Origin of the sequence: Arthrobacter sp. zg-Y919 (assembly GCF_030142045.1) — a bacterium.
GTDB lineage: Bacteria > Actinomycetota > Actinomycetes > Actinomycetales > Micrococcaceae > Arthrobacter_B.
This window is the reverse complement of the sequence record NZ_CP126242.1, coordinates 1115126-1140394: the sequence shown is the minus strand read 5'-3', so window position 1 is coordinate 1140394 and position 25269 is coordinate 1115126. Positions and strand designations below refer to the sequence as shown.

The 25269-nt window shown below is 61.8% G+C and carries 15 protein-coding genes; 2 read left to right on the top strand and 13 right to left on the bottom strand.

The annotated features are described in order from the left end of the window. Positions 1–32 precede the first annotated feature (32 nt). Together QNO10_RS05360 and QNO10_RS05355 are read right to left on the bottom strand one after the other, a co-directional pair. Entirely contained in the window at positions 33–2258 is a 2226-nt protein-coding gene (locus QNO10_RS05360; RefSeq protein WP_229949040.1) for an ATP-dependent DNA helicase RecG, read from the bottom strand. Next, positions 2248–3207 carry a DAK2 domain-containing protein gene (locus QNO10_RS05355; RefSeq protein WP_229949095.1) on the bottom strand — a complete coding sequence of 320 codons (960 nt, stop codon included), beginning with the start codon at positions 3205–3207 and terminating at the stop codon, positions 2248–2250. The genes QNO10_RS05360 and QNO10_RS05355 overlap by 11 nt, the downstream gene beginning before the upstream one ends. A gap of 334 nt (positions 3208–3541) precedes the next feature. On the opposite strand from QNO10_RS05355, the gene QNO10_RS05350 reads away from it, so the two are divergent. Both QNO10_RS05350 and wecB read left to right on the top strand, forming a co-directional pair. Then, complete coding sequence (locus tag QNO10_RS05350) at positions 3542–3709, top strand: hypothetical protein (RefSeq protein ID WP_284162358.1); 168 nt, start codon at positions 3542–3544, stop codon at positions 3707–3709. Positions 3710–3810: 101 nt separating this feature from the next. After that, positions 3811–4947, top strand: a complete 1137-nt coding sequence (wecB, locus tag QNO10_RS05345) for a non-hydrolyzing UDP-N-acetylglucosamine 2-epimerase (RefSeq protein WP_269437838.1) — start codon at positions 3811–3813, stop codon at positions 4945–4947. A gap of 62 nt (positions 4948–5009) precedes the next feature. Here wecB and QNO10_RS05340 read toward each other — a convergent pair whose 3' ends face one another. The 11 genes from QNO10_RS05340 to QNO10_RS05290 all read right to left on the bottom strand — a co-directional run bounded on the left by QNO10_RS05340 (position 5010) and on the right by QNO10_RS05290 (position 24619). Beyond that, the gene (locus tag QNO10_RS05340) at positions 5010–5930 is read right to left on the bottom strand and encodes a GT-D fold domain-containing glycosyltransferase (protein WP_229949046.1); all 921 of its coding nucleotides are present in this window, start codon (positions 5928–5930) and stop codon (positions 5010–5012) included. Between the two features lie 120 nt (positions 5931–6050). Next, complete coding sequence (locus tag QNO10_RS05335) at positions 6051–9677, bottom strand: bifunctional glycosyltransferase/CDP-glycerol:glycerophosphate glycerophosphotransferase (RefSeq protein WP_229949048.1); 3627 nt, start codon at positions 9675–9677, stop codon at positions 6051–6053. A gap of 212 nt (positions 9678–9889) precedes the next feature. Further along, positions 9890–10600 carry a phosphocholine cytidylyltransferase family protein gene (locus tag QNO10_RS05330; protein WP_229949050.1) on the bottom strand — a complete coding sequence of 237 codons (711 nt, stop codon included), beginning with the start codon at positions 10598–10600 and terminating at the stop codon, positions 9890–9892. A gap of 292 nt (positions 10601–10892) precedes the next feature. Beyond that, positions 10893–13607, bottom strand: a complete 2715-nt coding sequence (locus tag QNO10_RS05325) for a bifunctional glycosyltransferase/CDP-glycerol:glycerophosphate glycerophosphotransferase (RefSeq protein ID WP_229949052.1) — start codon at positions 13605–13607, stop codon at positions 10893–10895. Then, a complete protein-coding gene (locus QNO10_RS05320; protein WP_229949054.1) occupies positions 13600–16734 on the bottom strand; it encodes a bifunctional glycosyltransferase/CDP-glycerol:glycerophosphate glycerophosphotransferase in 3135 nt (1044 codons plus the stop codon). The genes QNO10_RS05325 and QNO10_RS05320 overlap by 8 nt, the downstream gene beginning before the upstream one ends. A 1-nt stretch (position 16735) precedes the next feature. After that, the gene (gene wecC, locus QNO10_RS05315; protein ID WP_229949056.1) at positions 16736–18022 is read right to left on the bottom strand and encodes a UDP-N-acetyl-D-mannosamine dehydrogenase; all 1287 of its coding nucleotides are present in this window, start codon (positions 18020–18022) and stop codon (positions 16736–16738) included. Continuing rightward, positions 18003–19904 carry a glycosyltransferase family protein gene (locus QNO10_RS05310; RefSeq protein ID WP_229949058.1) on the bottom strand — a complete coding sequence of 634 codons (1902 nt, stop codon included), beginning with the start codon at positions 19902–19904 and terminating at the stop codon, positions 18003–18005. The genes wecC and QNO10_RS05310 overlap by 20 nt, the downstream gene beginning before the upstream one ends. Further along, on the bottom strand, positions 19905–20792 hold the full coding sequence (locus tag QNO10_RS05305; protein ID WP_229949060.1) for an ABC transporter ATP-binding protein: 888 nt from the start codon (positions 20790–20792) through the stop codon (positions 19905–19907). Beyond that, positions 20785–21666, bottom strand: a complete 882-nt coding sequence (locus QNO10_RS05300) for an ABC transporter permease (RefSeq protein WP_229949063.1) — start codon at positions 21664–21666, stop codon at positions 20785–20787. Before QNO10_RS05300 ends, QNO10_RS05305 begins: the two co-directional genes overlap by 8 nt. Beyond that, entirely contained in the window at positions 21666–23423 is a 1758-nt protein-coding gene (locus QNO10_RS05295) for a glycosyltransferase family 4 protein (protein ID WP_229949067.1), read from the bottom strand. Before QNO10_RS05295 ends, QNO10_RS05300 begins: the two co-directional genes overlap by 1 nt. Further along, positions 23420–24619, bottom strand: a complete 1200-nt coding sequence (locus QNO10_RS05290; protein WP_229949069.1) for a glycosyltransferase family 4 protein — start codon at positions 24617–24619, stop codon at positions 23420–23422. The genes QNO10_RS05295 and QNO10_RS05290 overlap by 4 nt, the downstream gene beginning before the upstream one ends. Positions 24620–25269 lie beyond the last annotated feature (650 nt).

The window sequence follows — 25269 nt, the reverse complement described above, 5'->3', positions numbered from 1 at the left end:
CGGCGGCCCGAACCCGGGCCTTACCCCGGCGGTCAGCCGCGTTCCAGGAACGCTTCGGCCTCGGGATTCAGGTAGGCCTCGATCGCCTCATCCAGGGCCGGGTATTCGCGCAGGTCCGGATCCTCGGCGACCAGGGCCACGGCGTCCGCCCGGGCCTTTTCGATGAGCTTTTCGTCCTGGACCGCGCGCAGCAGCTTCAGGGTGGACCGGCCGCCGGACTGGCTGGCGCCGAGGATGTCGCCTTCGCGGCGCAGTTCCAGGTCCTTGCGGGAGAGTTCAAAGCCGTCGGTGGTGGCGGCCACGGCCTCCAGCCGTTCACGGCTCGGATGCCCCGGTTCCAGCTGCGTCACCAGCAGGCAGGTACCGGGCAGCCCGCCGCGGCCCACCCGTCCACGCAGCTGGTGCAGCTGGGAGATACCGAAACGGTCCGCGTCCATAATCACCATGAGTGAGGCGTTGGGAACGTCCACACCCACCTCGATGACGGTGGTGGAAACCAGCACATCGATTTCTCCACGGTTGAAGGCGGCCATGGTCTCGTGCTTGTCGGCCGGGTCCAGCCGGCCGTGCAGCGGCGCAATGCTCTTGCCGGCAAGGGCGGGCACCGTGGTCAGGTACTCGGACAGCTCGGTCACGGAGGTCAGCTCCTGCCGCTCGGCACGCGCACGTCGCTCCGCTGCTTCCTTCGCATCGAACAGTGCCAGGTCGGTCCCCGGCTCGTCTTCCTTGGCGCCGATTTTGGGGCAGACCACGTAGACCTGCCGGCCGGCGTCGATCTCTTCCCGCGCACGGGACCAGATCCGCGGCTCCCACCGCGGGTTCTCGGCCAGCGGTGAAACGAAGGTGGAAATGGGGGCACGTCCCGCCGGCAGCTCGGTCAGGGTGGAGACCTCCAGGTCCCCGAAGACGGTCATGGCGACCGTACGCGGAATGGGCGTGGCCGTCATCACCAGCAGGTGCGGGGTGCTGTGGCCCTTGGTGCGCAGCACATCGCGCTGCTCGACGCCGAACCGGTGCTGTTCATCCACCACCACCAGTCCGAGGTCGGCGAAGGACACATGCTCGGACAGCAGGGCATGCGTGCCGATGATGATCCCGGCCGCGCCGCTGGCGGCGTCCAGCAGGGCTGCCTTGCGTCCGGCGGTGTTCATCGAACCGGTGAGCAGTGCCACCCGCGTCCCGTCCGGGTCGCCGTCCAGCTGCCCGCCGCGTCCCAGCGGGCCGAGCATGGCGCTGATGGATTCGTAGTGCTGGGCCGCGAGGACTTCCGTGGGGGCCAGCAGGGCCGCCTGTCCCCCGGCGTCGATCACCTGCAGCATGGCCCGCAGTGCCACCAGCGTCTTGCCCGACCCGACCTCGCCCTGCAGGAGCCGGTTCATGGGGTGGTCACCGGCCAGCTCGGCCGATAGGTCGGCGCCGATGGAGGCCTGGCCGTTGGTCAGGGTAAAGGGAAGGGACGCGTCAAAGCGGTCCAGCAGCCCGCCGGGCACGGCAGGACGTGCGGTGGCTTCCTCTTGGGCGGTCAGGGCACGACGCCGGGCCAGTGCGGTCTGCAGGACCAGGGCTTCCTGGTACCGGAACCGGTGCCTGGCGGCGTAGGCCTCCTCCATGGTGGCGGGACGGTGGATCTTGTTATAGGCCTCCACGACGTCGGGAAGGCGGTCGCGCTGCCGGATCGCTGTCGGGATCGGATCGCGCAGCCGGGCGCCTTCCATCGTGTCCAGCAGCATCGACACGGACTTGGCGATGGTCGGACTGGCCACCCGGGCCGAAGCGCGGTACACGGGGATGGGGCGCTTGGCTTCCTCCTCATCCACGGCTTCCTCGTCCAGGAGCACATAGCTGGGATTGGTCAGCTGCAGCTGGCCCTTGTAGGCGCCCACCTTGCCGGAAAACATGGCCCGGGTGCCCACAGTGAGTTCCTTGGACGCATTGAATCCGTTGAAAAACGTCAGGTGAAGCTGCCCAAGGCTGCCGTCGGTGTCATCGGTAACCACCACCTCGACGATGGTCCCCTTGCGGGCCCGCATCTGCCGGCGGTTATTGCTCTGCACGCGGGCAATCAGGGTGACGTCTTCGTCGAACGGTATGTCGGCGATGGGCGTGAGCTCGCCGCGCTCCAGGTACCGGCGCGGGAAATGGTGAAGCAGATCGCCAACGGTCTTCAGGCCAAGCTGTTTCTCCATGGCATTGGCCGTGGTTTTGCCGATCCGTCGGTCCAGTGGAAAGTCGAGTTCCCCGGGGAGCCTAGAGTCCATGTGCCCCGGGGATTTCATTGGTTTCGTGGCCGTCGGCGGACAGCTCGGTGATGGTCAGGTTCTGGGGTTCGCCCAGGCTGCGCAGCAGGTCGATGGTGGTGCCGGCATCCGGTGTGTGGACGTGGATCCGCCAGCGGTAGCCGTCCCCAACCGGGCTGACGGCACTCATGATGACGGAGTCCCCCAGTTCGTCCAGCTGCAGCCGCAGGGTGGCGGCATCCAGCGGGCTCAGGGTGATGGTGCACATGACTTCCACGCCTTCCATGCGGGGCATGTGCGCGTGGATATGCGGATCCTGTACGTCATAGCCGTGCAGCCCGTCCAGCAGTTCCTCCTGCAGCTCCTCCCCCAGGGCAGCCGCACGCAGCGCGTCGAGCACCAGCAGGAAGCCGACGCCTCCGGCGTCCACCACACGGGCCCGGGTGAGGGCATCCAACTGGCTCTCGGTGTGGATGACGGCGGCCAGGGCGGCGTCCATCATCGCCCGCAGCGTGAGTGCCAGTCCGACGTTGCTGTCGTCGCCGGTGACGGCTGCTTCGCTGTCGGAGGCTGCATGGGCAGCCGCCTCAAGGACAGAGAGCATGGTGCCGGGCACCGGGTCGCTGAGCACCGACCAGGAACGCAGCTGTGCACGCTGCATGGAGGAGGCGAGCAGCGGTGCAGAGAGCCGGGTGGCTCCGGCCAGGGGCTCGGCCATGGCCGTAAGGAAAACGGAAAACAGGGTTCCGGAGTTGCCCCGCGCCGACTCCATGGCGGCACGGCCGGCCGTGCCCAGCAGCTCACCGATATCGGAGGTGTCTGCGGCTGCGGCAGCCGAGGACGCGGCCCGCAGCGTCAGGTAGAGGTTGGTGCCTGTGTCGCCGTCGGCGACGGGAAAGATATTGATGGCATTGAGCCGGTCGCTGTGGTTGCCAAGCGAGACCTCTGCATTGCTCAACCATCGCTTCAACGCCTGCGCGTTGGCGGTGATTTTAGTCTGCAAAGTAATCCCGTTTCCTGCCTGCGTATCTGCCTTTGATCCTGCTGGTCCCGCTCATCTGGGTCCGTCCCGTCCGGTCTTCGCCGTCATTGCCGCCAACCGTCTATGTCATTAGGAAGCCTACCGTAGGGCACTGACAGTGACCGATAACGATTTCCCGCCGGATGGGCCGCGTATGTGGAATGGTTGACCCATGCCCATCAAGCCCTATCCGGAGATCGCCGCTGCCCGGCACATGACGTCAGCCGCCGGTCCGACTCAGGTTCCTACGGACACGGCAGATAACCCTACGAGGGTCAAAAGGGTGAAACCCTCACGCCGGCGGGATCCCATCCCGGGTGGGAAGCCGGCGGGGACCAAGAATGCCCCGAGCACGGACTACCGCCGGCAGCGGCTGATCGCCGTCTCCCTGGTAGTCCTGACGTTCCTGGCCGTCCCCACTCTGGTGACGCTGCTCGTCCTGTTCGGCTAAAGAGAGTGCCGTTCGGACCGTAGAATTTGACCTCTTGACATAAGCTAGGGGAATTCAAAGTCTTTACAGTCTTACCGGGGGTTTATTTTTTGCCAGTCGTTATGCCTATTTACGGAACGCGCCCCGAGGCCATCAAGATGGCACCGATTATCGCCGAGCTTCAGCGGACCCCAGGTCTGGAATGTTTTGTTACGGTGACGGGCCAGCACCGCTCGATGCTGGACCAGGTCAACCAGCTTTTCGGCATCTCGCCAGACCATGACCTGAATATTTTCGAACCAGGCCAGTCACTCAACGAGATACTTGTCCGGACTATCGGCGGGCTGGATAAACTCTTTGCAGTCAACCGGCCGGATGCCGTTCTAGTCCAGGGCGACACCACCACATCCACAGCCGCGGCGCTTGCTGCCTTCAACCACGGAATTCCAGTGGTTCATGTCGAAGCCGGCCTCCGCAGCGGCGATCCGCTCTCTCCGTTCCCCGAAGAGGGCAACCGGAAGATCACGTCCCAGATCGCGAGTCTCCACTTGGCCCCGACTGAGACCAGCCGCGCCAATCTGCTGGCCGAGAACATTCATCCAACAAGCATTGTGGTCACCGGCAACACGGTCATAGACGCACTGCTGGCCACTGTGCAGAAGCAGGTGCCGTTTGTGGATCCGAGGCTGGAAGAGCTGGCGTCGTCCGGCCGGCGGGTTCTTCTGGTCACCACCCACAGGCGGGAAAACCAGGGCGAGGCAATGAACGATATAGGCCGGGCGCTGGCCCGTATTGCCGCCGCCGAGCCTGATCTGACAATCGTCCTGCCGATCCACCGCAACCCTGTGGTGCGGGAGGCAGTCCTCCCCCATCTTGAATCCGCACGCAACGTGCTCGTCACCGAGCCGCTCGAATACGGCGAATTCACCCGCGTGCTGTCCCTGGCCCACGTCATCCTGACCGATTCCGGCGGCGTGCAGGAAGAGGCCCCCAGCCTTGGTAGGCCCGTCCTGGTTATGCGGGACAACACCGAACGCCCCGAGGCCGTCGTGGCCGGCGTGGTGAAGCTCATCGGCACCGATGAGGACCGAATCGTCTGGGAAGTGGATCGGCTGCTCCATGACCAGGAGCACTACGACTCCATGGCCGAGGCCATGAACCCGTATGGGGACGGCACTGCGGCGAAGCGGAGCGTGGAGGCTATCTCGACGATTTTTCCCGAAGAGGAAGCGAACCGTAAGTACATTCAGAAAGCATAGGAAGGCAAGCAGGAGGGCTCCCGCTGAAGGAGAGAGCCCTCCTGCATCCCGTACGGGAAGCTCTACCTCACTAGCCGTGCAACGGGCATAGCTTCGGGGAATGCCCCGCCCTCCATTGCATTCAGATAACTACTAGACAGATGACCGATATCCAGGGCTTGACGGCCCTCCTGCGCGAGCTTATGTGCGAGGAGCGTACCGGTGGGTCCGAGCGAAATTAGGACTACATCCGCCGTACTCTCCCTTGCTCTCTCCAGAACTCGGTCCAAATCGACAAAGGCATCCTCAGGCAGGGAATGAAGCGTCTCAACGCTCGTCAAACCGCTAAACAGCGCCGGCACCATATCGAAACGGGATCCCTCTCCTGTGATAACCAGGGCACTCTTCCCTTCCCACACAGACGCCCATGCTTTGACACCCAGTTCTCCGTAGGCTTGAAAGAACACGGGCCTGCAGACATGGCTATTTCCGAAGGTTGCTCCGTCAGCAAAATAGGGCCGCACGCTAGGCCAAATATCGGCCCAAACCCACCGCCAATGCATATCATTGAACAAGTTCGGCATGCCTAGGAGAAGATTCGGGACAGGTGTGGCCAAAACTTCTTCGAGCGCGTTCTGCAATTCGGCACTGTTGCGCTGGAAGCGTAGACGGTAGCTTGTTCTCGTCATGAGTTGAAGCTCCCCGTCTCCAAATCGAGCAAAACTCAAATTCTTCGCACGGATCGTCTCCAGTGTTCTCAAATAACCCAACTGATGGCTCCGCATAGCCTGTCGTATTTCTTCCATGTAGCCGGAAAGCGCAACCCTCTGAAGGGTATCCTGGTAGTTTCTCGCTCTTTCGGCTTCCCAATGGATTTTCTTCACAGTCTCCCGCAAAGCGTGTGCGTCTTCAAGGATTTGCCCTAATAGGGCGTTCTGCTGCTCCAATTGGCCGGCCATATTACCGAAGGACTCGGATAGGGCCTTGAAAGCTTTGCTGTCCATATTTATTCCTTTAGTCACTAAATAAGTGCACATACCGGGGCCAACGAAACCTTCATGTGGACACAGCCCGTAATGTGCGTGAACTCGTGTTCGTTGAGGCTTTGGTCGATCAGAAAACGATTACGTAAACAAAATATCAACGATTCGGTGGGCCGCATGGCCATCGTCAAGAGGCGCATATTTATACGCAAAGTTCTTGTAGGCCTCTCGATACTCCTCGCGGATTGATTCCATTCGAGTTACTGCATCGATGACTTCCTCTGTTGAGGACAGGATGGGGCCCGGTGCCTCAGACTCGAAGTCGAAGTAGAATCCTCGCGTCACTGTCCGATACTCGTCGATGTCCGGCGCGAGAAACAGAAGAGGTTTGCCGGTTCCGCAGAAATCGAACATCGAGGACGAGTAATCGGTGATCATCATGTCAGCCGCCAAATACAGATCCGCAATCTCCGGATAGGCGGTCACATCTATGAATGTGGATCCTCCCGCTGTGTTTCGTTGGCCTGCAATATTGTGGTGACCGCGGAAAAGCACAACACAATCATTCCCCGACGCCTCAATGACCTTCTCGAATTCCAAGTAGTTCACCGCGGCAAACTTGTTCTGATCGGTGCGGACATTATCGCGCCACGTGGGCGTGTAGAGGATAGCGGTCGTTCCTTCAGCGAGCCCTAACGTTCTCCGCACGTCGACACGCCTCTTCGGCGAGGCGACTCCGTGCAATATGTCATTCCTAGGATAGCCGCCACAAATGACGCGCCCCGAGTACCCGAACGCCTCCGGCAGTACAGACTCAGCAAACTGATTCTGCACCAATAGTGCGTCCCACGCAGCCGCCTCTCGAGTCATCAGCTGACGATAGGAAGAGGTCAGGTTTACCAGGGGCGTATGGTTTCCGATTTTCTTCAAAGGGGTTCCGTGCCAGGTCTGAATATAGGACTGCCCGTCGCGCTTCCTGAAGTAATGCGGGAAGTTGTTGTTATTAATCAATGTCCCGGCCGAGTTCAATAGCCGATACCACTCGGCACTATACATCAGGACACCGGTGCAACCATCCGGGACAGGGACGGAGTAATCCGCAATTGACCAATAGCGCCGACGGGCATCGGATCTCCGGGCCAACTCATCTGAAATTGCTTTCACACTGTCCGTGACCGACTTACCCGCGAAGCTTTCAAAGAGTATCGCATCTTTGTCAATTTCACCCTTTCCGGTTAGATATTCTTCGCGAAGAAGTTGCTGGGCGCGAGGTCCTCGTTCATTTTGCTTGAAAGGAGCCAAAATCTTAACGACGAAGTTGCGATCTCTGTCTTCCGCGGTCAGGGCTATCCTCGCCTTATCGCCCATATGCTCTTCCGGCAGCCGGCTGAGCATTCCGCCGCTAGCCTGGACCCTCTGGCGACTAACTTGCCCAGTGGATGCGATTGTCCGCAGAAGTAGCCTGTAGTGCCCCGCGTCTGGATACGCATCTCCGTATCCCCATTTATCCGAGGTCAAAGGGAACACCGCGGTAAAGTTTTCCGTGCCGGGGACTAGATCTACGGATAGCGGAGCTATTACGTTTCGGTTTGTCGCAAGAATGAGATCGAGGACTCGCTCACCACGCGACTTCATATGCGCCGACCTGCCGCTAAGGGTCAAAAACTTACCCTCATTGTCGATCCTGCAGTCCGATACTGTTACACGCCATGCCCGTGCCGAGACACGAAGATATCCGTAACCTGTAGTACCAATGCGAACGGCCCGGTCAGGAGATGGTAGCGAGTCCAGGTCATCACTCGATCCCGGCCATCCCACGTAGTGAGACTTGTTATCTTCGTACTGGGCCACAACGTCCCAAGATACCTCCCGGTTACTCGCAGGCGTCTCCGGCACCTCGACTCTGAAACACCGCCCAAATACCGTATCTGTCGCCGTTGATATCAGATGCTCATGCTCGTTTTTTAAAACCAGCAGCAACGGCAGAGGCGATGCTTGTCCGTCAAATGTGAACTCTACGAACCGACCGCGGGAGGAAACACTGTGGGCCATCAACTCATAGCCAACAGTCCTAAGCCGAAAACCTTTGGCCCTATCCATTTGCGCGACTACACGTCGTCTGCCCAATGCTGGCCCTTTGGGCAACTGGAACGGCAGAAGCTCTCCGTCTCTGTGCCGGATAACGTCTGACTTGGTGAACCCGCCAGCGCTGACGATCACCCGCAGGACCCACTCTTGGCCGTTAGTTGTGCTGGCAGCTCCTGCTCCTAGGAGGTTCGCTGTGGGGATAAGCGCCGTAAAACCTGTCTCAGCGTACGTGTTCCAACGGTCTTCACTCACCTGATCTATACGCGCATCGGGTTCCACTACGGCATCTAGGGTCTTTGACTCGCCGGTTGCCGTATTGATGAGCGAGAGAGAGGTCGTATAGGTGAATTTCGATGAGTCGATGCCCGTGAGGTACGCCGCGCCTCGGATTTGGACGGTATCCGGGGTCAACCACTTAAAGTCCAACAGCCTCGTGCGGATCGCTATGTCAGCTTCCTCCACTCGTAGCACAGTCGTCGGCAAAGGCACGCTCAGTCCTTGGCTGAAAATCGGCAGACCGACCAAGCCAACCCTTGTTGGAGCCACAGGGAACGTCCTCCCATGGTCACGCATTCCCACCAGCACTGCCTCTACATCGCTACGCCGGTCTTCTGCAATAAGAAAAGCGAGGACTCGGTCCTGGAGAGGTAAAGAACAAAGTACGTCAGGACCGGAGAGCCCATACAAGGTGCTTACGGACCTTTGAAGGACGCTCCAATATTCGTCACCACTATTCGGCACCTTATTAATATAGAGACGCAGGTCCTCGCCCAGAGACTTGGTGAACCAAGCGTTTCTAACTCCTTCGCTTGCTTCAGCCAGGACGAAGTCCGTCACGATCCGCGCCGCCTTCATACGATCTATGAGGTCCGTCAAGCTTCCCTTCTGCTGCGTAATAGAGGAATTATCCTCCCTAATACGCCAGACATAAACAGGTCGACTCAGGACATCGAATGAACGTGATCTAAGGAATGCACGAACAATAGGCTCCTGATCCTCATAAAGGACGCCTTCAGGAATCGCGCCGACAGAAGCGTCCCAAAAGTCTTTTCTAAAGACTTTGTTCCATAAGAAGACATCCCGAAGAATATCGGGAAACTCCTCGACTCGTATACCGATGCGGTCGGTACCATGCAACTCGGCCATCATTTCCGGCAGCCACTCGCGCCCCCCTTTCCGGCGACGAAATGCGCCGACGGCAAAATCGGAACCCGATTCAACGAGTCGCCCTACCATGTGCGAATACGAGCCCTGCATAACGACATCGTCGGAGTCCACGAAGGTCAAGTATTCGCCTCGGGCTATAGCGACTCCCCGATTACGAGCTATCCCGTTACCCGAGTGCGGTATTTGGACAAACTTGATCCTTTCGTCGCGCTCCCCATATTGCCTTACGATGTCGTCCGATCCATCAGTTGAACCGTCATCCACCACTATTACTTCGAGCCGCGAATAGTCTTGGGAGAGTACGCTCTCCAAACACGCTTTGAGATACGCGCTAACGTTGTGGACAGGAATAATTACGCTCAGTAAAGGTTCTTTCACAGACCCTGTGTATCGTCGCCAGCCGGACTTATCTTGCTTCCTCAATAATGGGCGGATATTGGACTGCACGCCCTTAGGTAACGCATTCCAGCTTCGTCGAACGGCCACGTCAATAGAGTTCTTTACCTGTGACATTATTTCCTTGCGTCTTTACCGACATATTCGGCGTTGTTTCGAAATACGTTTCAGCCCGTCGATGCACGACGTTCCGTAAGCCTTGCGCTTCCAATAAGCTCATGGAATCGTTATCATAGTCGTGCCGCCGCCGGCCCCTCGCTGCTTAGAGTGGTCCGCAGTTCGCAATGCGTAGCGGCCCGTGGTTCCCCATGCCGATGGTAGGCATGTTGCTAAGATGCGGCGTTCAAAACCAGTTGCTCGTTGGCACGGACTAGGTCTGCTGCGAAATCCACTTCGACGGCATAAAAACTGCTGATATCTATGGGAAGGTATTCCTGAAAGTCCTTCTGAATCGTCAGGACGATGCCGCCTTCAAAGTATTCCTGGTCATCTACCTCCTCCAACCGCTTGATTAGCATGTGCTTGTCCGCTGAGGAGACATAGTTGATCCCGATTGCCTCGCCGAGGCCATTTAGAACATTCTTGGACAGTTCGTCGATATACCCGGCTTCGTTGACGGTGTATTTGACCTCTTCGTCTGAAACAGTAGACGTATCCACTGCAATAAAGGATCGATCGGCCCTGATGTAAGGATCGAGGTATCCCAGCATCTCCGGATCGAATACGACGTCTCCGTTCATCCACAGCACGCCGCCATCGGCGGAGTTACGTAGTGCCTTCACGAGGCTCTTAGACGTGTTCGTCTGGTCATATGCTTCGTTGTATACGAAGGAGGCCTCTGGAATGTGTTCCATAATTTGCTCGAGCTTATAACCGACCACCACGGTCAAACGAAGCTCATCCCCGAACGCCGCATTGAGATTATCCACTTGTTGAGTCATGATGGTTCGGCCGTCCTCCAGCTCCGTCAGAGCCTTGGGATGTGGCCGGGCCAGTCTGGTTCCCATACCAGCGGCTAGAATTACGGCTTGCACTGCCATGCGGTGTTCCTGTTCGTCGAAGAGCTAACAATGGGAATCAGCAAGCAGAGCGAATCTTCCGCCGCATATAGCAGCGCAGCTTATTGTCCCCCAATTGAACCTTACCGTTTCTGGAGCCGAAGACGAATTTGCGTTAATCTACATTTCCTACACGACCTAGGACCTGGTTGGAGCGATACCGCTTGGGTGGTACAGCTAAAACTAGCTCAAACACTGATTCGTTCCGCGGCTGCAGAAGCGGATTCTTTGCCGATCGGGCGGACTGCACCGAGGCTTATATCCATGCGATCCATCACATGCCAGCTGTTTCGCCCGAGCTAAGGTTCTCAATGGCAAGTGCTGTCCGCCGAGAAGACTGCTTGTCCCAGTACCGGAAGGTCTTCCGGATCCTGTCCGTATAGATGCCCCCCGCGGAATTCGACCTTTTCAACAGCTGATCGACCACTCCCTCGCTGTCGGTAACCACCGGGCCCAGCCCGTCACGGCGGTAATCGAAATAGCCCTTCCGGTAGACGTGCCCGCCTTCGAAGATTTCATCTCCGTCAAACTGCATGTAGAGCACCCGTGAGCCGGCGTAAGCGGCGTCGAAGGCAATGGAGGAATAGTCGGTGATCAGGGTATGGGACTTCACCAGTTGTTCCTGCACCCGGATGTTCGTGTAGGAAACAGCCCGCACATGCTCAGGAAGTTCTAGAAGCGGAACCAGAGATGCAAGCTCAGGATGTGGCAGGAACACCATCTGATACCCCTCTTGGACACACAACTGCCGCAGCTTCGTCGAACGCAGCAGCGCTAGCCAGTGCCGACCAAACTCGCTTCGTTCAAAGCGCTCGGCTCGCTCCTCGTCGGACGGGGATCCGGCTAGCTCGTCGCGCAGGTACTCGCGCCAAGTGGGAGCTACCAAGATTAGGCACCGCTCCGACAGGGGGACTTTCTCCGCAGCTTTCAGCAGCTCGTCGTGCCGGGGAAAGCCGGTCAGCTGGACCTCGTGCGAAGTGAAGTCGTAGGTGTTCCCGTCACCGGTGATGGACTCCTGCTCGGCAGCAGTGGCCGTGATCATTAGCGCGATCTTCTTCATGTTCAGCCAGCGGGACATGTCGTCCTTGGTCACCCCGTGCTGCAGGAAGACAAACCGGCCAGGACCCTCACCGAAACGCTTGCGGCTTACGGGGAATTCAATGTCGGCGTTCGCATGTGAAGAGATTTTATACGCGGCGTTCATCACCAGGAGCACCGCCTCGTCGGAGCCGTACGCGACCAACCGGAAGCCGTCCGCCGCAAGACGCTCCCAGTCATCGCTCCCCCGGTCCAACATAAACCACGCATTGATGTCCGGCCGCTCCCGCTGGAGATACCGGTAAAGATGCTCGGCATTGTCGTCGGCCCGGTCCATCCGGTCCATGAGCAGCCAGGCGTCGCGGTAAACCGTGACAGCAGGCTCACTTCCCGCAGCAACCACCAGACGTTGATCCGCTGCCGCCTGCTGTGCAGCCGCATGCCTGCCTCCGGCTCTCTGCACCGCTCTGGCTCCGCTGCCCCGGATCTCGGCCAGAGTCCCCGTGCCGGTCAGGGACCGGTGCAGGATCCGGTTCTCCCGGAACCGGGCGGCCTTGGCACCCAGTGCCGCGAGTTTCCGTCCGGCCGGGTTGCCTGATGAGGCAGGCACAGCCGGCGGCCGCAGATCGAACCCTGGCCGTTGTTCGGGAGAGCGGCCCGCCTGCAGCGGCACGCCTCGGTCGGTAGTCGCGGTGGTCCGTTTACCATCCAGAAGAAACTCCGGTTCCCCGCCCATGGGGAGAATAAGAATGCGTTCGCGGATCAGCGTCTTACCCAGGATTCGATGGTCCCGTGTCTTAGCTGCAAGCGGAACCACCGCGGCGCCATCCACGTAGACCTTTTCCTCCGGGCATGTCCCTTGGAAAAGATAGGAGTAGCGCACCGTGCGGCGCTGTTCGTCTCGCTTCCATTCCTGGACCACAGGTAAAACAATTTCCTGCCGCCTGTAGTAACTTCGTAGGACGTTGTGGAAGACCCAGCCCTGGCTGACCACGCTGAAGCTTCCGATTACCTCATCGTCAATCAGGTCAATGATCTGTTCGAGTAGCCGATGCATGCTTGCCTGCTGCTCCGCTGTGGCAGCAGCAGTCCTGCTGTGCATCCGTTTGTCGTCAATGTAGAGCCACACGAGGTCATAGAGAACCATGTATTGGGCCCACTGCGGCACATGCCCCAGCCGTTCCTGGATAGCGGTGAGCATGCCCAGATAGCCGTAGCGCGGGAGCTCGTCATAGGCTCTGGGGTCCGCCCAAGCGCCGGCCACCAGCGATGAACCGGTCCGGCGATTGCGGCGGTACAGGTAGCGGGCAGTGGCAACGACGCCGATCACGGGCGCTTCAACAACGGCCAGATACCTGCCGATCAGGTGTGCGTCTTCAAATTTCGGACGGATCTGTTCATCGAAGGTCAGGGCATGCTCCTGCAGCACCGAACGTCGCAGAAATGCTGTCGGGCCGTGAAGCTGAATAAACTCTGGGTTGGCATTCAAGTCAGCAAGGACGTTTCCCAGCCGGAACTTCTTGCCCAGCGGGTGGGTATGGCTGGTGGCTGTAGTTCCGTCTTGGAACTGAACTAAGCGCGTCGCCAAAAGCTGGGCAGACCCGTTGGAATCCCCGGTAAGGAAATCAGCAACCGCGCGGAAATATCCGGGATGAAATACGTCATCAGGATCGCAGAAGGTCACCCAGGTGTTTTGTGCCAGCTTGAGTCCTGCGTTCCGGGCAGCACCCGGACCTGCGTTTTCTTGTCGGATCAGCCGCAGCTCCGCGTGGTGTTCCTGTGCCCACCGTTCTACCACGTCCGCGGAAACGTCGGTGGAGCCGTCATCGACGACAATTATGTCCAGGTCACGCACCGGATAACTTTGCGTGCGCAGGGACTCCAGAAACGCCGGCACGTACTCCGCCACGTTGTACAGTGCCACTACAAGGGAAAACTGGCCTTTAGCCACGTTGATCTCCAGTCAATTGAGTCTTCTTGCCAGCGAGAATCGTGCGCTTTGCCAGGGCAGCGACGGACAAAGCGGCACTGGCACCTGCGTCCAAAGAGGTAAAGCGTTCGGCCATCCCGTCAGATTGGTCCGACGGGATGACCGGCGCCGGACCGGATCGCACCGCAGACACTAGTTCCGCAGTCGTCGAAAGCACAGGAATGCTGGGCAGATCAGCTTCTGGATCCAGATACAGTCCCCGCGAGTTCCGGTATTCCTCGAGGTCCGGTGCCAGCAGGTAGATGGGCCGGTTGAGCACCGCGTAGTCGAAGATCGCCGAGGAATAGTCGGTGACTATCATGTCCGACGCCAAGTAGAGGTCGTTGACCTCCGGGTAGTCGGTCACGTCGACCGCTGAGGGATGGTCCTCGATCCGCCGCTGGCCGGCCACATTGTGATGGCCGCGAATCAGGAAGGTGTACTCCGGTCCCAGGCGGCGGCTGGCTTCTTCGACGTCCAGGAACCCCACCCAATCGGACCTGCCGTCGCTGTCGCGGGCGCCGTCCCGCCAGGTAGGAGCGTACAGGAGCACCTTCTGATGCGGAGCTATCCCCAACAGTGCACGTACCCGCTTCCGGGTCTCCGACGCGTCCGGATGCAACAGCGCGTCATTGCGCGGATATCCGGCTGTCAGGACCGCCCCGGCGTAGCCGAGCGCCTTTGGGAGCACGTCCGCGGCGAAATCGTTCTGCGCCAGCAACAGGTCCCACCACTGTGCTTCCCGTTCCATCAGGTCCCGGTAGGATAACGAGAGCAGATGCTGCGGAATGTCCAGGCCGATTCTTTTCAGTGGCGTCCCGTGCCAGGTCTGCAGGTAGAACTGATCCGGAGACTTCCGGAAATACCAGGGAAAATTGTTGTTGTTCACCAGCACCCGGACTGCAGCGAGCTTTTCGTACCACTCGGCCGAGCCCTGCAGCAGCGGCACGGCGTAACTGGGTACGGGAACGGAACGGTCCGCCACGGACCAGTAGAGCGGTTCGTCAAAGCCGGCACCGGCAAGATAATCCGAAATTGCGCGGGGGCTGTCGGTACAGCTCTTGCCGCCGAAGCTTTCAAAGAAGATGCCGGGCACGGTCCTGCGCACGGCCGCCGGCCCGAAGTTTTCCCGCCGCAGCCGATACTGGTGGAAGGTGCCGGTTTCGTCGTCGGCCAGAGGTGCACCGATACTGACGGCCATGGCTCCAGAAGAAGTCCGCAGCCCGCGGACGCGTGCCCCGGGAAGCATCTCGGACCGGAACGAATGGGAGGTGCCCTCATCCACCCCAACAGCCGGATCACCGGGGCCCGCCGCGCCACCGGAACGGCTCATGCGCAGGGTATAGGAGCCCGACGGCGGCGCGGGCAGCTTGGTGCCCCACCTCTGCGTCGAGACCGGCATGCGGAGCCGGACGGTCCCGTCCGGCTGGGCCTCCACGGTGGCGGAAATCTGGAAGCGCGCCGTCACCAGGGCGAAGGCGGCGCCGGCCGGAGCGCCGGCTACATCGATCCGCAGCTCATCCGCGCCGTCCCGGGATGCGGCAGACATCGCCGTGACCACCGGCCCGGGCCGGCGCGGCTCCCCCGCCGGGCGCGGGACGGCCATGGTCCGTTCAACGCGGTGGCCGTCAAGCTCTACGCGTACCGTCAGTTCGGCGGCGGGCGCTGTCAATTCAACAGTGAAGGCGGAAGCCGCATAGCTGCAGTTGCGGTCGCCGGATAGGAGATCGATCTCCGGATTGGTCCAGCGAGTCACGGATACCGCGCCGGGGGCCGCTGCGGAACCCGGGGTTACGTGCAGGTCCAGAGTATAGTTCCGCAGGTCCACGTTGCGCAGATAGGCATGCCCACTGACGGTCAGTGTGCCGTTCGCTCCGGGAACCGGCTCCCCCAGGACGGCCATCAGTTCAAGCTGCTGGGGCAAAACCTCGAGCAGGTCCCGGCTCACCGGCAGCTGGAGCACGTCCAGCAACGGCGGCACCGCGAAGATACGCCCGTCGTCGAACACCAGCGGGCTCGCGGTGCCGTTGTTGATCCGTTCCACTACCGCGCGGCGAATGTCAGCCCAGTGTCCGCCGGCGGCCAGGTGCAGCAGTACCCGGGACTGCGGATCGGTCGTCGCGAGGTACTGCCGGGCTGGCGGGTACAGATTCTGCAGGCCGTTGAACAACAGCTGCCGGAAAGCGTCGGCGGCGTCCGGAACCTGTTCGATGTACGGGATGAGATCCGTGCCGAGCAACCTTCGATACCAGTGCACCAGGACTGGTGCCGGCGCCTCCTTCCGGAACAGCCCGGTGACGTCCCGGGCCACGGTCAGCCGGTCCTGGAGGTCTTCCAGCAGGTGTTTTGCCTGCGTGATGGAGGAGCCGTCTTCACGGATCCGCCACCAGTAGACAATGGGGCTGAGGATGTCGAAGTTCTCGGCCCGGAGGTAGGCACGGCTGGTCGTTTCCTGGTCCTCGTAGCGGATGCCCTCCGGGATGGGGCCCACGCAGCGGTCCCAGAACTCCCGGACAAACACCTTGTTCCACAGGAACACGTCGTCGATCGCCTCGGGACAGTCGGCCAGGTGGATCCCGATGCGCTGCTGCGCATGGATCCGCTCAGCCAGGCGGACCGGAGTGCGCTTGCTTCCCCGGATCCGGCCGTAGGACCCCACACAGAAATCGGACCCGCTGCGTGCCAGATGCGTCACCATTGTGGCGTAGGCATCCGGGGGAACGACGTCGTCCGCGTCGGCGAAGGTCAGGTACCGGCCGGTAGCCGCTCTGATGCCCTCGTTACGCGCCCGTCCGTTTCCTCCGTGCGGCAGCGTGAGCACTGTGATCCGACGGTCATGCCGAGCGTAGCCGGCGGCGATGGCCGCCGTGCCATCCGTGGAACCGTCATCCACCAGGATAATTTCCAGTTCCCGGTAGGTTTGCGCCACCAGGCTGGTCAGGCACCGTTCCAGGTACGGAGAAACGTTGTACATGGGAACAACCACACTCAGCAGCCCGGGACCGGCCGTTCCGGATCCGGGCGAAGCCAACCGGCGGAGCCGTGCCCTCAGCGCGGGGTGCAGCTTGCCGGCCAGGCCGCTCAGGGCGCGGACGGATGCATATGGCATCTCAGGCCCGCCAGAATCCCCGTGTATCGACAATCGCCTTGCCTGCCAGCTGTGCGGGGGTTATCTCCCGGAAGGCGTCATGGTCCACCAAGAGGACGACGACGTCCGCCGCTTCCACGGCGGCGTCGGCCCCGTCCAGCGAAACGTTACCCAAGGCGGTCAGGGGTTCCGGCAGGACCGGATCGGTGAAGGGGCTGCCCACAATGATCCGGGCACCCGGGTTGCCGCTCGCCAGCCGCAGTACGATCTCCACCGCCGGAGATTCGCGGGTGTCGTCCACGTTGGCCTTGAACGCCAGGCCCAGAGCAGCGATGGTAGGAGCCTCGTGCCCGGCTATCGCGGACTCCACGGCAGCCACCACGTGGTCCGGCTTGGTGTCATTTACTTCGCGTGCGGTGCGGATCAACCGGGAGTTTTCCGGATCCGCCGACACAATGAACCAGGGGTCCACAGCGATGCAGTGGCCGCCTACGCCCGGGCCCGGCTGCAGGATGTTCACCCGCGGATGGTGGTTGGCCAACTCGATCAGGTTCCAGACATCAATGCCGAGATTCCCACTGATAACAGAGAGCTCGTTGGCGAAGGCAATGTTGACGTCGCGGTACGCGTTTTCCACCAGCTTGGCCATTTCCGCGGTGGCGGCATCGGTCAGGTGGACGCCGCCCTGGCAGAAGGTGCTGTAGAGGGCGGCGGCGGCAGTGGCGGCCTCGGGGGTAAGCCCGCCGATGATGCGGTCATTGGTGACCAGTTCAATCATGATCCGGCCGGGCAGTACCCGCTCGGGGCAGTGGGCAAACAGCACGGCGGGCTCGCCGCCGTTGGCTTCCGCTGCGAGGTCCGGGCGCAGGGCCAGGATGACGTCTGCCATCCGCTGCGTGGTTCCGGGAGGAGATGTGGACTCCAGAATGACCAAGTTGCCGGGCTGGATCTGCGGGGCGATCTTCCGCGCCGCCTGCTCCACGTACATCAGGTCCGCTGTCTTATCCGGACGGAACGGCGTCGGTACGGCAACGATGTAGGCGTCGGCCTGCGGCGTTGTGGACTGAGCTACGAGATGGCCCTGGCTGACGGCGCCGGCCACGTGGACCCCGAGGTCGGGTTCCACGAAGGGCACGCGGCCTTCGTTCACAGCCTCCACCGTGTGCGGGTTAACGTCGACGCCGATCACGTGTAGGCCCTTGCCTGCAAGGATGGCGGCGGTCGGCAGGCCAATGTAGCCCAGGCCGATGACGGCGACGGTGGCGACTCCGGTAGTGGTCTCGCCGGCGCTATATGTCAGTGTGTTCATTCGGTTCCCCATAGAATCGGAGGTCCCCCGAGGCCAGCAAGGTGGCATCGTCGACCTTCCATGTATGTCCGCTGCCTTCGCGGACCTGGAAATAGTTGAAGCGGTCCGCCGAGTAGATCCGTTTTCCGGCGGCGGCGGCCTGCTTCAGGAAGCCGGTGTCCTCCCCCAACCCCAGTGAAGGGAAAGGGAGTTCAAGGGCCAGTTTGCGTCGGGTGACAATAGTCGGTCCCATGACGAAGTCTGTGTAGCGGTGTTCGCGGTGGCCAAAGCGCAGAATGACTGCTTTGGAACTGCGGAGGTGCATGTAGTGGGCCTGTTTTCCCACTACATCCGCACCCGAGTACTCCAGTGCGTGAAGCTGGTCGCTGAGGTAGTGCGGTCCGTAATGGTCGTCGTCGTCCATCTTCGCGACTATGTCTCCCGAGGCGGCCTGGACGCAGCGGTTCAGGCACTCCCCGAGCGACACTTCGGTGCCGGCCGTGAGTAGCCGGACTTTCTGCAGCTCGTACGCGGTTTGCAGCTCCTGCAGCCGTTCCGGCTCGAGGGTGAATCCGTGCGTGAGCAGCACAAGTTCGACGTCCACGTCCTGCTGTGCAGCGAGTGTCCGGAAGACGTTTTCGACCTGGTGCGGGCGGATGGTCGGCACCAGGGCTGACACAGCAGGCCGGACCAGCGGACGGGCCTTCGTCGGTGCCGCGGCGGCAACAATGGTTTCGGCACGGTGTGCGTAGGTATGGGCGGACCAGATCCTGCGCTGGGCACGGTGGACGGTGCGGTCATTGTATTCCGCGTTGCGGACCAGTCCGCCGCTGAGCGCGGCTGCTTCTTCCCGCGTGGAGGCGACGGGTACTTCGTCAGGTGTGAAGAAGCGGGCCACTGCGTCGCTGGGGGTGCTGATGACAGGAGTTCCCGCTGCGTTGATTTCGAAGATGCGCCGGGCACACATGCTCGGGGAATCCACCACGGAGTTGACGTTCAGGAACACCTTGTAGGCCTTGTAGGCGGAGAGCATCTGCGGATATGAGAGCGAACCGACCACCCGGGAATCCAGCGGTGCCGGGAACTGGTAGTTGGGATCGCCGCCGAGCTTCCGGGAGAAGATCTCCAGGCCGGTCGGAAGCTTCGCATCCATGGCCCCGCCCAGGAGCAGGTCCATCTGCTCACGCCGCTCCGGATATTTGTGGGCGAAGTACATGCCGGCAAAACCGATGTCCCGGGAATGGCGGCCGTACTTCGGCCGCGCAGGGTTGTGAATGGCAGGCTGGGCCGCAAAAGGAAGGACATCGACGTTGTCGTGGCCAAGGTCCCGCCGGTAATCCCCGATTTTCCGGACGTCCGAGGTAAAGACGTGGTCGAACAACGCCGCAGCCGGAAGGAAATCTTCGTAGTGGGGCGGGTCTTCCTTATTCCAGAAGACGGTCGGGATGCCCTGGCTGCGACTGAAGGCCAGCAGTTCGACCAGCTGGGGGGCCGGGCCATTGGGCCCCGCAATCTTTCCCCGCCACAATCGGTTGTTGCCGGCCCAGGCGGACTCGATGAACACCAGGTCCAGCGGTTGGTCGGCAAGCTGCTGCCGCCAGCCGGCCGGGTCCAGGGCCACTGTGTTCCACTCGAAGGCGAAGGCGGACGCAGAGAATTCGTCCAGGATGACTCCGACGGTGAGGTCGCTGCGCCGGGGAGGGCGCCCCGGTACCGTTGCTGCGGGAATCGACAGCCGCCGCTTTGTTCCGCGGCCGATCCACCCTGCTTCCACGCCCCGGGCGTTCGACGGGTCGGCAAAACCCCGTTCGGCGCGGCGGCGGCCGTTCCATTCACGCAGTTCTGCCGGTCCGCCGGAACGCAGATGCCAGAGGCCGGTACGGAAATCCTGTAGCGATGCCATTTACTGAACCTTCGCACTGCGGCGGCCGGTGGAACGTTCCCGGATGCGGGTGACGGTGAGTGCTTCCATGGCGTCCGTCCGGATTTTGTCCGCGCTGATGTTGTTGCCCTTGGACAGGTGCCGGGTGAAGTCCTTATAGGCCTTCACCACCTCCCGCGGCTCCCCGTCCATCAGCAGGTCACCCTTGTCCATCCACACCACCCGCGAACACATCTCCAAGACAGTCTCCAGGCTGTGGCTGACCAGGAAGACACAGCCGGCGTTCTTCCGCAGCTCGTCCATCCGCTTGCGGCTCCTGTCCGCGAACTGCGCGTCGCCCGTGTTGAGCGCTTCATCGATGAGCAGGACCTCCGGGTCGATGCTGGCCGCGATGGCAAACCGAAGCCGGGAGGACATGCCGGAGGAGTACGAACGCATGGGCAGGTGGATCGCTTTTTCCAAACCGGAAAGTTCAACTATGGATTCATACCGCTCGGCGATCTCCGCATAGCTCAACCCCATCGCGAGGCAGCCGAGCACCACGTTGTGGTCGCCGGGGAGCTCAGGGACGAGGGCAGCATTGACACCAAGCATGATCGGGGTGCTGGAGGCATATACGGCCCCGCTGTCCGGCTTCACCTGTCCGCTGATCAATTTCATCAGCGTGCTTTTCCCGGAGCCGTTGCGTCCGACAATCCCGATCGACTCACCCCGGACCGCCACCAGCGACATCGGGTTCAGCGCATTCACCGTAACCAGGTTCGGCTTGCCGACGACCCGGCCCATCAGGCCGCGGAGGCCGCTCCGGCTCCCGGGCACCGATTCGCTGGAGGGCACCCGATACCGCATGCTGACCTCGTCAATGACCACACACGGGTCCTCTTCGAGGAACTGCAGATTTTCAGCCACGTCCGTATGTCTCCTCAGCCCGCCAGAAATAAACAGCTCCTACTCCCAGGGCACCAAGGGCCCAGCAGGTGAGCACGGCCCACGACTGCCAGGACGGTACCTGCGCATACAACAGGCAGTCCCGGACAATATCCAGGACGGTAAACAACGGGTTCAGCTCAAGAACCTGCAACAGCATCGGATGGTCAACGAAACGCTCGAAACTGTAAAAAACGGCACTGCCGTACATCCAGGCGCGCAGGGCAAAGCTCAGCAGATGCACGACGTCGTTCACCTTTGAGACCACCCGCGCCAAGATCAGTCCCACACCCAGATTAAAGATCCATTGCAGTGCCAGCGCCGGGATGATCAGCAGCCACCGCCACGTGATGTCCTCCGTAGGAGGCACCAGCAGCACAATCAGCATCATCACGATCAGCACCGGGATGTTGGCTAGCAGCTCGCGCAGGTTTACCGATATCGGCAGCGTGGCACGCGGGAAACTGAAGGCCTGGATCACCGCACGGTTCTGCTGGATCGAGCGTGCCCCGTTGGTGATGGACCGGGAGCTGAACTGGAACAGGAAGATTCCGATGACCAGATAGCCAATGAAGTTCTCGATGCCACCACCGGTGTTCAGCAGGAGGCCGAAGATCAGGAAGTAGGTCAAGCCGTTCAGCACCGGGTTGAGGATCAGCCAGGCGCTGCCCAGCCTGTCCCTGCGGTTGCCGCTCTGCACCCGAGACTTTGCGTCGTAGGCGATGAATTGCCGGTAGTTCCACACCTGGACGAGGTAATCCACAAAACCCGGACGGGCGCCGACGCGCTGCAGTCCGCGGATGTCTACGGACAGGGGCTGGACGGCGGCGTTGGTTTCCTTGCCGGGACGCGCCATTACAGTGCGCCCGCCGATGCCAGACTGCGGTACCAGCGGGCGGTCTTTTCCGCAGCGGATCCCCAGGTACGGGTGGCCAGGACGTGGTCTCGTCCGTTGCTTCCGAGTTCGGCCCTGAGCGCGGCGTCGGACACCAGGGAATCAATCGCGTCTGCCAGGTGCTGCGGGTCTGAAGGCCGGGCCAGGAGCCCGTTGGTGCCGTGCCGCACCAGTTCGCCGAGGGCGGGCAGGTCGCTGGCTATTACGGGCCGGGCGCAGGCCATGGCCTCCACCGGTTTCAGCGGAGTTACCGCTCGTGTCACGTCTAGATCCTTCCGAGGCACAACGAAGACGTCGATTGCCTGATGGTGCAAATGGGCCTGTTCCCGGGGAACCCGGCCGGTGAAGATCACGCGGTCCGCCAATCCGAGCTCGGCAGCCAGCGCCTTCAAACGGGGCGCGGCGGCGCCGTCGCCCACAATCAGGCACTTGAGGTGCCGCTGCCGGGTTGCGACCAGCCCGAAGGCTCTGATGAGGTCATCCAGCCCCTCATAGTCAACCAGGCTGCTGACCGTTCCAATCAGTACGGTGTCCGGGTCCATTCCGAGCGCCCTCCGGGCTTCAGGCGCCGGCAGCGGGCTTTCGAGGTATCCCTCCCCCACGGCGTTGGGGAGCAGACGGATCCGGTCCTGCGGAACTCCGCTGGCGGCAATCTCTCCGGCCATCACGGTCCCGAGCGTGGGAACCAGGGCAGCCCGGCACATTACTTCGGCTTCCCGTTCCCGGAAGAGCCGGTACCGCTCGCTCTGTTTTGCTTCCGCAGGGCGGGTCGAGGCCCACGTATCGGCCAGTTGTCCGCGGACCTCGTAAATCCAGGGGATGCCGAGGGCCTCTGCGACAGCGGCGGTCACAAGCCCGTTCACGAAGTGCGTGGTGGTATGCAGAACCGCCGGCCGTGTCTTCAGGGCGAGGGCAAGCGTCAGCTCGGCCTGGAGCTGCAGCCGTCCCTGCATACCGAAAGGCAGCCGTGCCGGCAGCAGCCGGTGATAGGTCACGCCGTCAATCCGGTCCTCGTTCCGGGCGAACAGCTTGCCCACCTGGACCGGATACCCCGGCCGGGTCACGGCATGGACCTTCAATCCCAGTGCATGCTGCGCCGTCAAAATCGAATGGCTTCGCTGTGCGTAGCCGCTGCCGGTGTGCGGCAGGGAATTGGTCAGGACATGCAGGACGGCGTCGGGATCCGGCTTATAAGACTGCACGCGGGCAAGCCGGGGCCGCCAGCCCTGGAACACGGCCAGCTCGGATTCCAGCCGCCGCTGCTGGCGGCGCTCACTCCCGCGTCCCTTCGACAGGACCTGGACGGCTCCGCTCATGTCCCCGGCATACCAAAGGCTGCGCGCAAGGGTTCCCGCGAGGCCGGGTGTATCCGGGTGTACACGCGAGAGCAGCTGCCCTGCCTCCTGCGGGAAGCCCGCAGCGATGGCAACGTCCGCCATGTGCAGGGCGTGCCGGCTTGCGCCGGCGTGCGGCCCCAGGCTTGCTGCGGCGGACAGGCTGCGGGCCAGCGCTGCGGTGTCGCCCCGGACGAAGGCGGTCAAGGGGCCGATAAAGCCGGTGCCGGCGATTTTTCCGACACCGGTTGCCAGCGGATGAACCAGGCGTGCCGGGAGCCGCCGGGACACCTGCAGCGCCAGGACCACGGGGTCATCGCCCAGATGTTCCAGTACCGTCGCAGCTGCGAGGGCGGCGTTTCGTGCGTAGCTCTGTACCTTCACTCCGGCCGGCCTACCGCCACGCTTCGCAGGAGGTCCGCATAGGTAGCTGAAAGTGCGTCGAGGTTAGCGTTGTTATGCACCCAGTCCCGGCCCGCAGTCCCGGTCAAGAGACGGATGCGGTCAGCCTGCAGTTCCTTCCACAGTTGGGCGACGGCCTCGGCTGTGGACTCAACGACGTCGCCGGCGGTTGCGTCTTCAATAATCTGGCGGGCTTCGCCGCGGACGATTCCCGTGACGTGACGGCCCACCGCCAAGACCTCGTAGGTTTTTGACGGGATGGTGGTTTCAAACGACTTCCAGTCATCCCGCAGGGAAATCACACAGGTATCCGCGGCGCGGTAAAACTCCATGACTTCACGCCGCTGGGCAGGGCCGTGGAAGGTTACCGGAGCGTCAAGCTCCTCGGCCAGCGCCATCAGCTCACGCCGCTGCACACCGTGGCCCACCATGGTCAGACGTACGTAATCGCGGGCGAGGGCGGCAGCCCGCACCACAAGATCCAGCCGCTGACTCTCCCCGTGGTTGCCCAGGTACAGCACATTCAGCCGGTCCCGGTCTTCGGGTGGAGGAGGGAGCAGCTCCCGCACCGAAATGTCCACGCCGTTCACCACGGTTGCAACGTTCCCCAACCCGCGGTCCCGGAGTGTGGAGGCGAAACCGTAGGTCACGGTCACCACCAGGTCCGCGCGTTCCTGGAACGCCACTACTGCCCGTTCGGTCAGGCTCTTGGCGCTCCCCCGGACTATGCGGGCATCACGGGCAATGTCGGGCCATGCATCGCGCATGTCCACCACCAGCGGCACGCGCCGGAGCCGGGAGACTGCGTACCCGGCGCCCAGGATGGGAAGGCTGGGAACAGTAACGACGACGACATCGGGCCGGGGTGTCGCCATCCCCGCCGCCACCGAGGCAGCTGCGCTGAAGCAGTGGTCCAGCAGCCGTCCCAGACGGGTAGTGCGGTGCCACAGGTAGGGAACCCGGAGGATGCGTTCTCCGTACCGGCCAGTGTCCCGGCGAAAGGCACGGCCCGCTTCACGTTTCGGCAGCGTGCGGCGGCCGTGCGGAGCGTGAGCGACCGGAGTGATCACGTCGATGTCCCAGCCAAGGCTGCGGAAATACCGGTTGAACTGCATCCAGCGGCGTTGGGGCGGGCTGTGCTCGGGGGAATACGAATGGGTCAGCAATTGAATCCGCACTACCATTCCCCCATTACGAACACCCTAAACGAAAAAGCCTGCGCACAACTGGCCCAGGAAGACTGTTCCTATTCTATCCGTTGTTTTTTCCAACTTTGAACGGGAGCGACGCTGTGGACGCGCGAAGCTTCAGATAATAGAGCGCCCCGGCCCCCAGCAGTAAAAGTATGACGCCGCCTCGCACTGCCCAGCCTGAACCACCGGAATCGGAATTCATGCTTTCCATGGCAGGTGCGGAGGCCGTGGGTGCAGGCGTGGCAACTGTGGACGACGGGGTCGGTGAAGGTGACGCCGACGGCGGATTCGAGGGAGAAGGAGTCGGTGTGGGGGAAGGATCGGCACTCGGATCCACTATCTGCATCGTTTCCGGATCCCAGACCGTACCGGTGTATAAGCGGGTTACCGGATCGATGAGACTGCCGGTTCCCGGCTCAATGAGCAGACCCGTGCCCGGGTGGACGGGGTACCCCGTTGCGGGATCCACAACGTAACCCGTGACCGGATCGATTTGGTTCGCGAGCTGGGTCGGCGCGGGGGCAGGCGCCGGCACGGGAGCGGGCGCGGGAGCCGGCGCAGGAGCCGGCGCAGGTTCGGGCGTGGGCGCCGGCGGCTGATCGACCTGGTCGGGCTCCGGAGTGGTCACAACAACC

What these genes read in the sequence shown, in the direction of transcription:
- QNO10_RS05360 (WP_229949040.1), bottom strand. Translation starts at nt 2,258, where the DNA reads ATGGACTCTAGGCTCCCCGGGGAACTCGACTTTCCACTGGACCGACGG.
- wecB (WP_269437838.1), top strand. Translation starts at nt 3,811, where the DNA reads ATGCCTATTTACGGAACGCGCCCCGAGGCCATCAAGATGGCACCGATT.
- QNO10_RS05340 (WP_229949046.1), bottom strand. Translation starts at nt 5,930, where the DNA reads ATGGACAGCAAAGCTTTCAAGGCCCTATCCGAGTCCTTCGGTAATATG.
- QNO10_RS05335 (WP_229949048.1), bottom strand. Translation starts at nt 9,677, where the DNA reads ATGTCACAGGTAAAGAACTCTATTGACGTGGCCGTTCGACGAAGCTGG.
- QNO10_RS05330 (WP_229949050.1), bottom strand. Translation starts at nt 10,600, where the DNA reads ATGGCAGTGCAAGCCGTAATTCTAGCCGCTGGTATGGGAACCAGACTG.
- QNO10_RS05320 (WP_229949054.1), bottom strand. Translation starts at nt 16,734, where the DNA reads ATGCCATATGCATCCGTCCGCGCCCTGAGCGGCCTGGCCGGCAAGCTG.
- wecC (WP_229949056.1), bottom strand. Translation starts at nt 18,022, where the DNA reads ATGAACACACTGACATATAGCGCCGGCGAGACCACTACCGGAGTCGCC.
- QNO10_RS05310 (WP_229949058.1), bottom strand. Translation starts at nt 19,904, where the DNA reads ATGGCATCGCTACAGGATTTCCGTACCGGCCTCTGGCATCTGCGTTCC.
- QNO10_RS05300 (WP_229949063.1), bottom strand. Translation starts at nt 21,666, where the DNA reads ATGGCGCGTCCCGGCAAGGAAACCAACGCCGCCGTCCAGCCCCTGTCC.